Annotated in this window: 11 protein-coding genes; 7 read left to right on the top strand and 4 right to left on the bottom strand. The window is 60.4% G+C overall.

Going from position 1 to position 14,622, the window contains the following annotated elements; all coding sequences use genetic code 11:
• Positions 1 to 69: 69 nt before the first annotated feature.
• The gene (locus OP494_RS01565) at positions 70 to 918 is read left to right on the top strand and encodes a pirin family protein (RefSeq protein WP_280538987.1); all 849 of its coding nucleotides are present in this window, start codon (positions 70 to 72) and stop codon (positions 916 to 918) included.
• Positions 919 to 1,170: 252 nt separating this feature from the next.
• Positions 1,171 to 2,769 carry a peptidoglycan DD-metalloendopeptidase family protein gene (locus tag OP494_RS01560; RefSeq protein WP_348521689.1) on the top strand — a complete coding sequence of 533 codons (1,599 nt, stop codon included), beginning with the start codon at positions 1,171 to 1,173 and terminating at the stop codon, positions 2,767 to 2,769.
• A gap of 69 nt (positions 2,770 to 2,838) precedes the next feature.
• Here the strand turns inward: OP494_RS01560 and OP494_RS01555 are convergent, their stop codons facing one another.
• Positions 2,839 to 4,053 carry a CmpA/NrtA family ABC transporter substrate-binding protein gene (locus OP494_RS01555; RefSeq protein ID WP_280538985.1) on the bottom strand — a complete coding sequence of 405 codons (1,215 nt, stop codon included), beginning with the start codon at positions 4,051 to 4,053 and terminating at the stop codon, positions 2,839 to 2,841.
• A gap of 9 nt (positions 4,054 to 4,062) precedes the next feature.
• Complete coding sequence (locus OP494_RS01550) at positions 4,063 to 4,641, bottom strand: ANTAR domain-containing protein (protein WP_280538983.1); 579 nt, start codon at positions 4,639 to 4,641, stop codon at positions 4,063 to 4,065.
• Between the two features lie 363 nt (positions 4,642 to 5,004).
• On the opposite strand from OP494_RS01550, the gene OP494_RS01545 reads away from it, so the two are divergent.
• Positions 5,005 to 6,360 carry an MFS transporter gene (locus OP494_RS01545; RefSeq protein WP_280538982.1) on the top strand — a complete coding sequence of 452 codons (1,356 nt, stop codon included), beginning with the start codon at positions 5,005 to 5,007 and terminating at the stop codon, positions 6,358 to 6,360.
• A gap of 97 nt (positions 6,361 to 6,457) precedes the next feature.
• On the opposite strand, the gene OP494_RS01540 is transcribed toward OP494_RS01545, so the two are convergent.
• A complete protein-coding gene (locus OP494_RS01540; RefSeq protein ID WP_280538981.1) occupies positions 6,458 to 7,963 on the bottom strand; it encodes an NCS1 family nucleobase:cation symporter-1 in 1,506 nt (501 codons plus the stop codon).
• 623 nt (positions 7,964 to 8,586) lie between these two features.
• Here OP494_RS01540 and OP494_RS01535 point away from each other — a divergent pair.
• The 4 genes from OP494_RS01535 (at position 8,587) to preA (ending at position 13,865) form a co-directional block, all read left to right on the top strand.
• A complete protein-coding gene (locus OP494_RS01535) occupies positions 8,587 to 9,453 on the top strand; it encodes a nitrilase-related carbon-nitrogen hydrolase (protein ID WP_280538980.1) in 867 nt (288 codons plus the stop codon).
• A gap of 202 nt (positions 9,454 to 9,655) precedes the next feature.
• Positions 9,656 to 11,098 (top strand): dihydropyrimidinase, encoded by a 1,443-nt coding sequence (hydA, locus tag OP494_RS01530; RefSeq protein WP_280538979.1) that lies wholly within the window; start codon positions 9,656 to 9,658, stop codon positions 11,096 to 11,098.
• Positions 11,099 to 11,187: 89 nt separating this feature from the next.
• A complete protein-coding gene (locus OP494_RS01525) occupies positions 11,188 to 12,567 on the top strand; it encodes an NAD(P)-dependent oxidoreductase (protein ID WP_280538978.1) in 1,380 nt (459 codons plus the stop codon).
• On the top strand, positions 12,567 to 13,865 hold the full coding sequence (preA, locus tag OP494_RS01520) for an NAD-dependent dihydropyrimidine dehydrogenase subunit PreA (protein WP_280538977.1): 1,299 nt from the start codon (positions 12,567 to 12,569) through the stop codon (positions 13,863 to 13,865). Before OP494_RS01525 ends, preA begins: the two co-directional genes overlap by 1 nt.
• Positions 13,866 to 13,939: 74 nt before the next feature.
• Here the strand turns inward: preA and OP494_RS01515 are convergent, their stop codons facing one another.
• Positions 13,940 to 14,560, bottom strand: coding sequence for a TetR/AcrR family transcriptional regulator (locus OP494_RS01515; RefSeq protein WP_075369997.1), 621 nt, complete (start codon positions 14,558 to 14,560; stop codon positions 13,940 to 13,942).
• Positions 14,561 to 14,622: the final 62 nt, after the last annotated feature.

Genomic DNA, 14,622 nt, shown 5'->3' with positions numbered 1-14,622 from the left:
AAAAATATGCGATTAATTTTCGAAAAATACGAACTAGAATGCCAGTCATGGTCATCAAGAGGGTTCACCATGACACACACGACGCAGGCTGACCGCCAGATCAAACACATTCGCTCTAGCCACCCAAGCCAAGACGGCGATGGCGTCAAGATCAAGCGCCTCCACGACTTCGAAGGTGGGCTCGATCCTTTTCTCATGCTCGACGAGCTGGGGTCCGATCGGCCCGATGACTATATCGGGGGCTTTCCTCCACACCCACACCGGGGCATGCAGACGCTTACCTATGTCATTCACGGGGGGCTAACGCACGAAGACCACCTAGGTCACAGCAGCACCATTCATGCCGGCGATGCGCAATGGATGCACACCGGACGCGGGATGATCCATTCCGAGATGCCGCTGACCGACAGCCAAGGACTCCACGCCTTCCAGTTGTGGATCAACCTACCGGCACGCGATAAATTAAGCACAGCCACTTACCGCGATATACGCGCGCAGGAAATGCCACGTCTCGAAGGGCAAGCCGCTCACTTGGTCGCTCTCGGCGGTCGCTGGCAAAATGCCACGGCCAGCGTCGACGGCCCCCTCGATGCCCTGGCCGGCGATGCTGGCGTCGCCGATGTACGGCTCGAATCGGGTACCTTGTCGCTAACGCAACTAGGTGACGAGACTCTGCTGGTATATGCCTATCTAGGTACGGTAAAGATTGGTAACCAAGTGGTAAACGCTGGTCATCTCGCAGTGCTCGAGGCAGGCGATACGCTCACCCTGGAATCAAACGGCAAGGCCGGCGCTTTGCTCTTGCGTGGCACCCCCCACCGCGAGCCTATCGCCCACTACGGGCCTTTCGTGATGAACTCGCGCGACGAGCTGGAGGCCGCCATGCAGGCCTATCGAGACGGCAGCTTGACCGACTAAAATCATGTCGCTACGGTACATCGCATGGCACCGGTAAAGGACTACCAACATAGCCACGTTATAGGCAAGCGGATAACATCGGCTTGCCTATGCTGTATGCATGAACAGGATAGGCATTTCATTTAGCATGAGTTATCGTTTCGATGCCTTTTATCTATTTAACGTTCACGTATACGGCTTCTATTTATCATGCTGCGGATTCTTCATTCGCTGCCCCGCACACATAAATTAATTTTGTTACCGGTCGCCACCATGGTGACCATGCTGGGCGCGCACAAAATCGTTACCGTCATCGACGACAATGGTGGCACTTCAGCCACTCACCAGATCACTCAAGACGTCGACGACTCTCGTTCGTCGTCTCCTTCGTTGGCGAGCAATGCCCTCGACACCTTGGAAACCGTCACCACGCGCGACATTCCTCTGAGCGAGCTCAAGGCTCAGGAAATCGTCGATGTCGACTTCGTCGACAAGGCACACGCGGCTGATGACACCGTGGCCGAGGCGCCCGCCTTCAAGGCACATGCCGCTCCTCCTTACCTCGCCGCCGAGGCTCTCCACGCGGCCATTCAGTTGCCTGGACTTCTCTCCGAGGACGAGCTCGACGATGAGGCCTTGGGCGGAACGTCCTACGAAGACTTTTCCATCGACCCGACGGAATTGCACGACGAGGATGGCCCCCCCGATCTTGAGCGCGAGATCGCTACACAGCAGGAATTCGTGCCGGAATGGGAAACCTATACGGTACAGAAAGGTGATACGTTCGCCTTGACGGCGGAGCGTACCCTAGGCTTGGGGTACAGCGATGTCATGCACATTCTGGACAGCATTCCCGACAAGAGCGCCTTGACCCGCTGGCGTGTCGGGCGCTCGTTCGATTACAAGTTCGATCAGGAAGGCGACCTGCTCGCACTGCGTGTCATGAAAAATGCACGTGAAGGCTACTTGATTGAGCGCAAGTCCCCCCAAGACGATTTCGACGTCTCCAATATCCTCAAGGCCACTGAACCGTCTCAGCGTCTTTTTGCCGGCACGGTCAACGGAAGCTTCACTCTTTCGGCGGAATCCACAGGGCTTTCTCGCGCCGAAGTCGCCCAGTTGACGAGCCTGCTCTCGAAGAAATTGGATTTCCGCCGCAATACGCGTGCCGGCGATCATTTCCAGGTACTCGTCGAATCCGACATGCTGGAAGGTGAAAGCGTCGATTCACGGATTCTCGCCGCTCAGTACCAAGGCGATCGCATGAACCTGACTGTCGTACGCAATAACGCCGACGACCAGTTCTATACGCCCGACGGCCAGAGCCTCGATCCAGCCTTTAACCGGTATCCGTTCGAGGGGCACTATCGCATAAGCTCGCCGTTCAATCTGCGGCGCACGCACCCAATCACCGGACGCATCAGCCCGCACCGAGGTACGGACTTCGCCATGCGTACCGGCACGCCCGTCGATGCACCGGCTGCCGGCCGCGTCATCAAGTCCGCCTATCAGGCGGGTGGCGCCGGCAACTACCTCGTCATTCGCCACGACAACGGCTACAAGACGCGCTACATGCATCTCTCCAAACGCCTCGTCTCTGAAGGCGATCGTGTCGAGATGGGTCAAAAAATAGCCTTATCCGGCAACACGGGGGGTAGCACGGGCCCACACCTGCACTACGAGGTAATGGTCAACAACCGCTCCGTGGACGCCATGCGCGTCAAGTTGCCCGAAAACCAGAGTCTGGAAGGCAAGGCATTGGCGGCATTCCAGAAGGAATCCAAGCCGCTACTCGCCAAACTGGAAAGCGACAGCGATACACCCGCCATCGCAAGCGTGCATCTCGACGAGAAACCGGGCGACGAAGGCTAGAAAACTCGCCGAGAATCCACACAAATCGCCTCACCATTGCGGTGGGGCTATTTGCGTTTGGGGCCTCGTTCAGCCTTGGCCCGAAAAACGCCCGCCGCCCAACAGCCGATCGCTCCCCATGGCGATATCGCCACGGCGCCCTTCCAGCGACCATTCGGTCGTATGCTCGCCTTCGCTTTTGTCATCGACGAGCGGATAGTTGATGCCAAGATCATCGGCCGCTTCGCGGAAAAGATCCGGCCGCACGCAACGTGTCAGGCAGTCCTCGAGCGCTGGCGTGGTGACACCCAGGTGCTGCCAACGCCGCATCTGCTCAGCGTACCAGCGTAGATGAGACCGCCAAGGGAAGTTCGCGGCATGCCGATGGAACACACTCGCGCCATGCGGCGCCGGTGTACCTTCCGCCGCCATGCTTTCCTCCACCACGGTGGGTGGCACGTCCAGATAGCCCTTTTCGCACATCAAGCGTGCCGCCTCGATACGCTGCGACGGGGCTTCCAGCCAGGCGCAAGCCTCGAGTAGCGCTCGTAACACCGCGCGGTGCGTGGCCGGATAGGCATCGGCCCATGCCTCGCGTACCGCGAAGACTTTTTCCTGCCCATGCTGCCAAATGGCATGACTGCCGATCAGCACGCGGCCGCTTTCCCGACGCGCCGCGAGCGTATTCCAGGGTTCGCCGACACAGTAGCCATCCAGCCAACCGGCCTCGAGTTGCTCCGCCACCAAGGGCGGAGGCACCACGCGCAATTCGAGATCACGATCAGGGTCGACACCGCCTTCCGCCAGCCAATAGCGCAGCTGATAGCGGTGCGAAGAAAACGGATACACGCTAGCGAAACGCAACGCCGGCTCGCCAGCGGCTCGCCGTTGGCGCACCACCGCCGCCAGTGCACGGGCGGAAACCGGTGCCTGCGCCATGGCCTCAGGGTCGGCTGCCTGCATGCTGGCATACAGCGCATTGGACACGGTGATGGCATTACCGCCAAGGTTTAGTGTCAGTGCCGAAAGCATCGGCGTAGGGCGTCCATCGAATCCCAATGTCGAGGCCAGCGGCATCAAGGGCAGCATTTGCGCACCATCGAGGAGCCCGAGTTGCATACCATCGCGCACACCGGCCCACGACGACTCGACTTGCAGTGTCACATCCAGCCCTTGCGCCGCGAAGAAGCCGCGTTCTCGCGCCACCACCAATGGCGCAGCATCGTTGAGCGGCAACATGCCCAGGCTCAGCGTAGCGCGCTCGGGCGAGGGCCACTCGCCTCGAGGCGCTTGAGGCTCGTTCATCATTGTCTCCTACGACTCGACGTCATCGCTGGCCAGGACGACCTGAGCCACCTCGTGAATGGTCAGCCGACGATTCATGGCGTGCTTGCGTAGCCACTGATAGGCGGCGTCTTCGCTGAACGCGTGCGTTTCCATCAACTGGCTCTTGGCGCGCTCAATGGTGCGCCGCTGCGCCAGCGTGGTCTGAGTCTTGGTCAGTTCGCCCTTGAGAGCGCGATGCGCTTCGAAGCTGGCAATCGCCACATTGACCATCGAGCGCACCAGCGCTGGCTGCACATCCTCGACCACGTAGGCGCTGACGCCTGCACTCGTCGCTTCACGCGTCAAGTCCGGCGTTTCTTCCTCGGCGAGCATGATCATCGGCTTGGGGAAGCGGCGACCCAGTTGGCCCATATGCTCCAGGGTATCGCGACTGGGCAGCGCCGCATCGATGATCACCGCATCCGGCTTGACGCGCGTCATGATGGCGTAGAGATCGTCATGCTCGTCGGCACGCGTCACGACCTCGAATCCTGCGTCGCGCAACGCATGTTCGAGTGCTCGCGAACGTTCCGGACGCGCATCCACGATCAGCACCTTCACGGTCATGCGCTTTCCTCCCCTGGGTGCTTGTCGAGTTGTAATGCAGGTTACATGCCAGGTAATGCCCTGCGGCAGCCCATGCCACACGGACTCTGCACATCAGCAGTGCGTCAACGATGCATTACAAAGGTGCGATAGCGCTTCAAGGCGCACCAAAAACATGCCAATGCGCCGCTGTGGAGGGATAAGCCGGGGCATTCATCCTCGCTCTGCTTCATTGGCATGGCTTTTGCTTTTTATGGAACAGCAAGACGTGGACCAGGCTCGCCAAGTGAGTACGAGTGCGTCGAACCCCAGGCCCGGCCCTTCCTGACGAAGGTTGCCGACGTCACGTTCGATCACCGCCACTCCAACGCTAGAGGATGAGCCATGGAAATCCGCAACAAAGCCAACAAGATACGGCTTTTCAGCCTCAAGACACCACAGATGCGCGCCTTCCACATGTCGTGGTTCGCATTCCACGTCTGCTTCTTCGGCTGGTTCGGCATCGCCCCGCTGATGGCCGTAGTACGTGAAGACCTTGACCTGAGCAAAACCCAGATCGGCAACACCATCATCGCCTCGGTGGCCATTACCGTTCTGGTACGCCTGGTGATCGGGCTTCTCTGCGACAAGATCGGCCCCCGCAAGGCTTACACTTGGCTGTTGTGCCTCGGTTCCCTGCCGGTAATGCTGATCGGCCTCGCCGACAACTTTGAAACCTTCCTGTTGGCGCGGCTGGCCATCGGCGCAATCGGCGCCTCCTTCGTCATTACCCAGTATCATTCCTCGATCATGTTCGCGCCCAACGTTGTCGGCACCGCCAACGCCACCACGGCGGGCTGGGGCAACCTGGGCGGCGGCACGACGCAAATCCTCATGCCCTTGGTCTTCGCCGGCATCATGATGCTGGGCGTGAATGAAGCGCTAGGCTGGCGCCTGGCCATGGTGGTGCCCGGCATCGTACTGTTCGCGACCGGTATCGCTTACTACTTCTTTACCCAAGATGCACCGAACGGCGACTTCGACGCGCTGCGAGCGCGCGGTGAGCTCCCCTATGCCGAGAAGGAGCACGGCATGGCGCAAAGCTTTGGCGCCGCCATGCAGGATGTACGCGTCTGGGCGCTGTTCATCGTCTACGCAGCCTGCTTCGGCGTCGAGCTGACCATCAACAATATCGCCGCCATTTACTTCTTCGATAACTTCGAGCTCGACCTGGCTACCGCCGGACTCATCGCTGGGCTATTTGGACTAATGAACCTGTTCGCTCGTACCTTGGGCGGCATTTTCTCAGATCTTTTCGCCCGCCAGGGTGGTCTCAAGGGTCGCGTGCGTTGGCTATTCATCGCCATGTTCTGCGAAGGCATCGCTCTGATGGGATTCGCCCAGATGCAAACGCTGGCGCTCGCCATCGGCATCATGCTGGTCTTCAGCCTATTCACCCAGATGGCGGAAGGCGCCACCTTCGGGATCGTACCGTTCATCAACAAGAAGGCCCTCGGCGCCGTGGCCGGCATCGTCGGCGCGGGCGGCAACGCTGGCGCCGTGGCGGCGGGATTTCTGTTTCGCAGCGAATCGCTTTCCTATCAGCAAGGCCTCTTCTTCCTCGGCGTTGCGGTTATGCTCGCCTCCTTTTGCACCATGCTCGTCCGATTCTCGCCGCAGGTTCTGGCCGAAGAAGACGCCGCCTATCGCGACGCCGCCGCAGGCAACGCAACTCCCGTCGATGCCATTGCGGCACGTTGAACCACATCTTCCTTATTGACCCACGTAAAAACCACCGCCCTTGGGCGGTGGTTTGCGTGTAGACAACAGGACATCACGATGACCGCATCGCGCTCGCTCAGGTGCCCACTTTATCGGAAACGACATCATCTTGGCTCACCGGCTTGGCGAGTCGGTGGCTTGCCACATAATAGATCGCTGCTCCCAACGCCGAGCCGGTAAACCAGCCGTAATCGTAGAACCAGGTCCAGGCGCCCGTCGTCAGCGAGAAGACAGTCAGCGCCACCGGCACGAAGAAGGCGATGAAACCGGCCGGATTGTAAGCCGGATAGGCCGCACCGTCCTTGTACAGGCTGGCAACGTCGAGTTTCTGGCGCTTGATCAGGAAGTAATCGACGATCATGATCCCAGCGATCGGCCCCAACAGGCTCGAATACCCCAGCAACCAGTTGGAATACAGGCTCTCGAGGGTCACGTCGGAAACGATCACGCCGGCTTTCTGCAGCAGGTCATACCCCATCAGCAGCACCCCGACCAGACCGGTCATCAGCGTGCCACGCGTCTGATTGATCAGCTTGGGCGCGATATTCTGAAAGTCGTTGGTCGGCGACACGATATTGCCGGCGGTATTGGTCGAGATCGTCGCGATGATGATCAGCACCATGGCGATGACCACCCAGAAAGGATTGTCGATACGCCCGATCAAGTTCACCGGGTCGGCAATCGTTTCACCCACCAGCGACGCCGACGCCGCCGTCATGACAACGCCGAGCGAGGCAAAGAAGAACATCGTCAGCGGTAAGCCGATGATCTGGCCAACGATCTGGTCCTTCTGACTCTTGGCAAAACGACTGAAGTCGGGAATATTGAGCGATAGGGTCGCCCAGAAACCCACCATGGCCGTCAGTCCGGCGAAAAAGTAGCCGTATACCGGCTCGCCCTCGGGTCGCGACGGCGGCTGGCTCAACAGCTCGGTCATCGATACGTGCGGCATGGCCCACACCATCAAGCCAACAGCGACCGCCAACAGCAGCGGCGCCGAAAGGGTTTCCAGCCACTTGATCGACTCGGCACCGCGGATCACCACATAAAGATTCATGGCACCGAACAGGAAGAAGCCGATCACCTCGCCGAGCCCTTCCAGCCCACGCCAGGGCGGAAAGACCGCCGACAGCAAAAGGTGAATCGCCAGCCCACCGAACATCGTCTGAATGCCGAACCAGCCGCACCCGACCAGTGCCCTGATCAGGCAGGGAACGTTGGAGCCACGAATACCGAACGACGAGCGCAGCACCACCGGAAACGGGATGCCGAACTTGGTGCCAGGGAAGGCGTTCAGCGTCAGGGGCACCAGGATCACGATATTGGCAATCAAGATCGTGACCAACGCCTCGCTCACCGAGAGGCCGAAGTAAGCGGTCAGGATGCCGCCCAGCGTGTAGGTCGGTACGCAAATCGACAGACCGACCCACAAGGCCGCGACGTTCCAACGCGACCAAGTACGCTCTTCGAGTCGTGTCGGGGCGATATCCTCATTGAAGCGTGAACTTTCCCGAACATCGTCACCGACCTCGAGCTCGACGAGATCGCCACGCTGTACCGAGCGTGAAGTGTTTGCCGTCATTGTTGTTATCTCCTCATGCGGCCGCCGACTCCCCGCACCGGGAAGCCATGCGTTGTGTTGAATACTGACTGTCGCTTGCCACTTTCCCGCAAAAAGCGTGCCCAACTTGACGTTTTGATGAAGGGGCACCCTTGAAAGCCGCCCTAGGCGACCCTGGCCGCTTGCAACAAGTCATTGATTTCAATAAACCAATCAATCCTGCCTATATCGTCAACTTTTGAGCGATATCATCACTACGAACATTAAGCATGCCTTATCGGGCTGGATGGCAAGCATCCTGACACTCTAGACAATTTCTATAATGGTGCATAACAACGCCACTCAGCCTTCCCATTTGTCTTGATAAACATCATATCTATATGTTTTAAAAGTAAAAAATAACTCATATTTTTGAATGAAAGGCTTGGTGCATGCCCTGCATCCTTATAGGGAATTCGTTGTTAATTAATGAGTTACACTATTTTAAGACCATGACGAAAATTTTAAAAACATCTTGAAATAATACCTGAAGAGCGACTAGGTTTTTACTATCCTGACTCTACAGACAGGTTTTAGAAAAAGAGAATCAATACATGCCGACGCATGACGAGCGTTAACAACAAGCACAAGATGAGGATTGATTGATGGAAAAAGTAAAGATCGGCTTGATCCAGATGGCCTTGAAGGCCGAGACCGACCTCGAGCCGGCCGCTATCCGCGATGCCATGAACGAGGCGCATTTGCCCTACATCGAGCAAGCCGCCGAGGCCGGTGTCCAGGTGCTGTGTTTCCAGGAAGTCTTCAACCAGCCCTACTTCTGCCCCAGCCAGGACAAGAAGTGGTACGCCGCCGCCGAGAAAGTCCCCGAAGGGCCGACCTGCCAGATGATGCAGAAACTCGCGGCCAAGCATCACATGGTGATCATCGTGCCCATCTTCGAGGAGACCGGCCCGGGCATCTACTACAACACCGCGGCAGTATTCGATGCCGACGGCAGCTATCTCGGCAAGTACCACAAGACACACATTCCCCAGGTCGCCGGCTTCTGGGAGAAGTACTTCTTCAAGCCGGGCAAGTCGAACTGGCCGGTCTTCGACACCGCCTACGGCAAGATCGGCGTGTATATCTGCTACGACCGCCACTTCCCCGAAGGCTGGCGCGCCCTGGCACTCAACGGCGCCGAGATCATCTTCAACCCCTCGGCGACCGTCGCCGGCCTGTCGCAATACCTGTGGGAACTCGAACAGCCCGCCTCGGCCGCCGCCAACGGCTGCTTCGTCGCCGCCATCAACCGCGTCGGCACTGAAGCGCCTTGGAACATCGGCGAATTCTACGGCAACTCCTATATCGCCAACCCGCGCGGCCAGATCGAAGCCAAGGCCAGCGCCAGCGAGGACGAACTGCTGATTCACGAGGTCGATCTGGCGATGGTCCGCGAGATTCGCAACACCTGGCAGTTCTTCCGCGACCGCCGGCCGGAGACCTATACGCGGCTCACCGACGGCGAATAATCGGTCTGCCGGAAACGGACTGCGCTTGCCAATACGGCGTTGAACAAAGCCTCAAGGTGCTCATTTACACCAGTAAACTCCGCCCTTTCGCCTTTGTTCGCCTTGTCTTGGCTTCGCTCGTCGCGTTTCTGGCTAGACCTCGGACAACTGATGCACCGATTCAGCAACCCGATAAGACAACAATTCCAAGAGGTGAGAGACCATGACCATCCTGATCCGTGGCGGCACCGTCGTCACCCATGACGATACCTACCGCGCCGACGTGCTCTGCGTGGACGGCAAGATCGCCGCCGTCGGCGTCGACCTCGAAGCCCCGGCCGACGCCGAGGTGATCGACGCCAACGGCCAGTACGTAATGCCCGGCGGCATCGACCCGCATACCCATATGCAGTTGCCGTTCATGGGCACCGTTGCCAGCGAGGATTTCTACACCGGCACCGCCGCCGGGCTCGCCGGCGGCACTACCACAATCATCGACTTCGTGATCCCCAGCCCCGGCCAGCCGCTGATGGAAGCCTTCGAGACCTGGCGCGGCTGGGCCGAGAAGGCCGCCAGCGACTACGCCTTCCATGTCGCGGTGACCTGGTGGGACGACAGTGTCCACGAAGACATGGGCACCCTGGTGCGCGAACACGGCGTCAATAGCTTCAAGCATTTCATGGCCTACAAGAACGCCATCATGGCCACCGACGACATCCTGGTGGCCAGCTTCACCCGCTGCCTGGAACTCGGCGCAGTGCCCACCGTGCATGCCGAGAATGGTGAACTGGTCTATCACATGCAGCAGAAACTGCTCGCTCAAGGGCTTACCGGCCCCGAAGCCCATCCGCTGTCGCGCCCGCCGCAGGTCGAAGGCGAAGCCGCCAGCCGCGCCATCCGCATCGCCGGCACGCTGGGCGCACCGATCTACGTGGTTCACGTCTCCTGTCGCGACGCGCTCGACGAGATCACCTACGCCCGCCGCCAGGGCCAGCCGGTCTACGGCGAATGTCTCGCCGGGCACCTGATGATCGACGACAGCGTCTACCGCAACGCGGACTGGGCCAAGGCCGCCGCCCACGTGATGAGCCCCCCGTTTCGCAGCAAGGAGCATCAAGACGCGCTTTGGACCGGTCTGCAATCCGGCAACCTGCAGACCACCGCCACCGACCACTGCTGCTTCTGCGACGATCAGAAGGCGATGGGCAAGGACGATTTTACCAAGATCCCCAACGGCACCGCCGGGATCGAGGATCGCATGGCGGTAATCTGGGACGAAGGCGTCAACGGCGGGCGTATCTCGATGCAGGATTTCGTCGCCGTCACCTCCACCAACACCGCCAAGATATTCAACATGTACCCGCGCAAGGGCGCGATCCAGGAGGGCGCCGACGCCGACCTGGTGGTCTGGGACCCCAACGCCACGCGCACGATTTCCGCCAAAACCCACCATCAGAACGTCGATTTCAACATCTTCGAGGGCAAGACGGTGCGCGGCATCCCGCGTCATACCATCAGCCAGGGCAAGTGGGTGTGGCGCGATGGCAAGGACCTGCACGCCGAGAAAGGTGCCGGTCGCTATATCGAGCGGCCCGCCTACCCCGGCGTCTACGACGTGCTCAAGAAACGCGCCGAGCGTAACGCGGCCACCGCCGTCGAGCGCTGAGCCGCACCTTCGTCGCTGACCGAATTGCATAACAAAAAGCGGCCCGCCGATGCGCTCTAAGCGAACGGCGGTGCCGAAGGAGAGCTACCGTGACCCACCCTCTCAACCACCTGACCCGAGCCGGCGATGGCACCCGTGATAGCACTACCGCGCTCGAGGCCAACTTCAGTGACCTGCACCCGCCGCTGACCCAGCGCCAGGCGTTCATCGAGAGCCAGCGCTGCCTGTACTGTTTTGATGCGCCCTGCGTCGAAGCCTGTCCGTCGGATATCGACATTCCGCGCTTCATCCGCGAGATCGCCGAGGACAACATCAACGGCGCCGCACAAACCATTCTCGAGGAGAACATCCTCGGGGGCAGTTGCGCCCGCGTCTGTCCCACCGAGATCCTCTGCGAGCAAAGTTGCGTGCGCAATCACGATGCCGAGTGCCAACCGGTGCTGATCGGCCTGCTACAACGCCACGCCGTCGATCACATGCACTTCGACGGCCATCCATTCATGCGCGCCGCCGACACCGGCAAGCACATTGCCATCGTCGGCGCCGGGCCGGCCGGACTGTCTTGCGCGCATCGCCTGGCCACCTACGGTCACCGGGTGACGATCTTCGAGGCCGAAGCCAAGACCGGCGGCCTCAACGAATACGGCATTGCCCGCTACAAGCTGGTCGACGACTACGCCCAAAAGGAGATCGACTTCCTGCTCGAGATCGGTGGCATCGAGATCCGCCACGGCCAACGTCTGGGTGACAATCTCGCTCTCGACACCCTGCAACGCGACTATGACTCGGTGTTTCTGGGCCTGGGCCTCGGCACCAGCCGCCAGCTCGGCTTGACCGGGGAACACGCCGTGGGCTTGATGCCCGCCACCGACTACATCAAGGAGCTGCGCCAGACCGATGACCTGAGCGAGTTGCCGCTGGCGAAGCGCTGCGTGGTGATCGGGGCCGGCAATACCGCCATCGACATGGCGGTGCAAATGGCTCGCCTGGGTGCCGACGCGGTCACCCTGGTCTACCGGCGCGGGGTCGAGTCGATGGCCGCCACCGGCCACGAACAGGAAATCGCCAAGGCCAACGGCGTACGTATCGTCACCTGGGCCCAGCCCGAACAGGTTCTGCTCGACGATACCGGACGCGTGGCCGGCATGCGTTTCGCGCGCACCGAGTCCCGCGGTGGGGCGCTGGCTACCACCGGCGAAACCCTCGACATCCCTGCCGACGCGGTGTTCACGGCGATCGGCCAGGCCTTCGACGCCGCCAGCCTGAGCGACGCCAGAGCCGGCCAGCTCGGCCAGGAAGCCGGCAAGATCGAGGTCGACGGCAACTTTCGCACCTCTCTGGCCGGCGTGTTTGCCGGCGGCGACTGCATCGCAGCCGGACAGGACCTTACCGTCCAGGCCGTGCAGCACGGCAAGCTGGCCGCCCAGGCCATCCACAACGAGATCATGGCCCAGCAGGAGGTCGCGTAATGAAGGCATCCGCGAAAAAGCCCAACGTCGATCTAAGCATCGAATTCGCCGGCATCCGCTCGCCCAACCCCTTCTGGCTGGCGTCCGCCCCGCCCACCGACAAGGCCTACAACGTCGAGCGCGCCTATGAGGCCGGTTGGGGTGGCGTGGTCTGGAAGACCCTCGGTGAGGACCCCGCGGCGGTCAACGTGTCGTCGCGCTATTCGGCGCACTTCGGCAAGAACCGCGAGGTGTTGGGCTTCAACAACATCGAGCTGATCACCGACCGAAGCCTGGAGATCAACCTGCGCGAGATCACCGAGGTCAAGAAGCGCTGGCCCGACCGCGCGTTGATCGTCTCGCTGATGGTGCCCTGCGTCGAGGAGAGCTGGAAGGCGATCCTGCCACTGGTGGAAGCCACCGGCGCCGACGGTATCGAGCTCAACCTGGGTTGCCCGCACGGCATGCCCGAGCGCGGCATGGGCGCCGCGGTAGGCCAGAACCCCGACCTGATCGAGCAGGTCACGCGCTGGTGCAAGCAGTATTATTCCAAGCCGGTAATCGTCAAGCTGACGCCCAACATCACCGACATCCGCGCCCCAGCACGGGCGGCGATGCGCGGCGGCGCCGACGCAGTATCACTGATCAATACCATCAACTCGATCACCTCGATCGATCTCGATAACATGGTCGCCAAACCCACCGTGGGCAGCCAGAGCACCCACGGCGGCTACTGCGGCGCGGCGGTCAAGCCGATCGCCATGAACATGGTCGCCGAGATCGCCCGCGATCCAGAGACTCAAGGTCTGCCGATCTGCGGTATCGGTGGCATCTCCAACTGGCGCGACGCCGCGGAGTTCGCCGCGCTGGGGGCCGGCGCGATGCAGGTATGTACCGCCGCCATGCTCCACGGCTTTCGCATCGTCGAGGAAATGCAGGACGGCCTGGCGCGCTGGATGGCCGAGAAGGGCTATCGCAGCCTCGCCGAGTTCTCCGGCAAGGCAGTGGCCAATACCACCGATTGGAAGTATCTGGACATGAACTTCCAGACTATCGCGCACATCGATCAGGACACGTGCATCCAGTGCGGGCGCTGCTACATCGCCTGCGAGGACACCTCGCATCAGTCGATCGCCAAGCTGATCGACGCCAGCGGCGCGCGGCGCTACGAGGTGATCGAGGAGGAGTGTGTGGGCTGCAACCTGTGCCAGATCACCTGCCCGGTCGAAGACTGCATCAGCATGGTGCCGCAGCCAAGCGACAAACCCTACATGAGCTGGAACGAGGACCCGCGCAATCCGTTTCGTGAGTCCGCCTGAACACGTTCCTGCCCACTCGAGCGGTGCCCCTGGCAACAATGCTGGGGGCGTCTTCCGCTCATAGGACGGTCATGTCACGGCGATAACCCTATCCCACGCAAGATAACGCTAGTCACCGACTGCACCGCATGCTCGAACTGAGTGTCGTCGAGGGGTGCATCATCGTTGAGGAGATAAATCTGGTAATCGAAATCGGCATAATGCTGGGTCGATGCCCAGATCATGTACAGCAAGTAGGACGGCTCGACAGGCCAGATCTGCCCCGCCTCGACCCATTCACGTATCTTCGCCTCCTTGAGCTTGGCCCATTCATAGAGGTTATCGCGAAGTGAATCGCCGATGACCGCGCCCCCTTGCATGACTTCGGCTGCCCAGACCTTGGATCCTGCCGCGCGGCCGCGCGAGTGGTTCATCTTGGCGCGAATGTAAGTTGAGAGCACGATGCGCGGATCGTCATAAAGCTCGAAGCACAGCGCATCCTGCTTCCACACCTCGAGGAGTTCGAGCAGGACGTCACGGTACAGCTCTTCCTTGGTGGAAAAGTAGTAGTGCACATTGGACTTGGGAAGCCCCGCCAATTGCGCGATCTCCCCCATCGAGGCGCCGGCATACCCTTTCTCTGCAAACACCTGCTCCGCCGCCAGCAGGATCTTCTCCACGTTCTGCTGACGAATCCATCCTTTTCGTCTGGCCATTGCTCTCTCAATCCGGTTGAACCCTCACGCTATGGTGCGAGTCTACCATCGCTCTCACCACA

It is taken from the genome of Chromohalobacter sp. 11-W, from assembly GCF_029889905.1.
In the GTDB taxonomy this organism is placed as follows: Bacteria; Pseudomonadota; Gammaproteobacteria; order Pseudomonadales; family Halomonadaceae; genus Chromohalobacter.
This window is presented reverse-complemented; position numbering and strand designations above follow the sequence as displayed.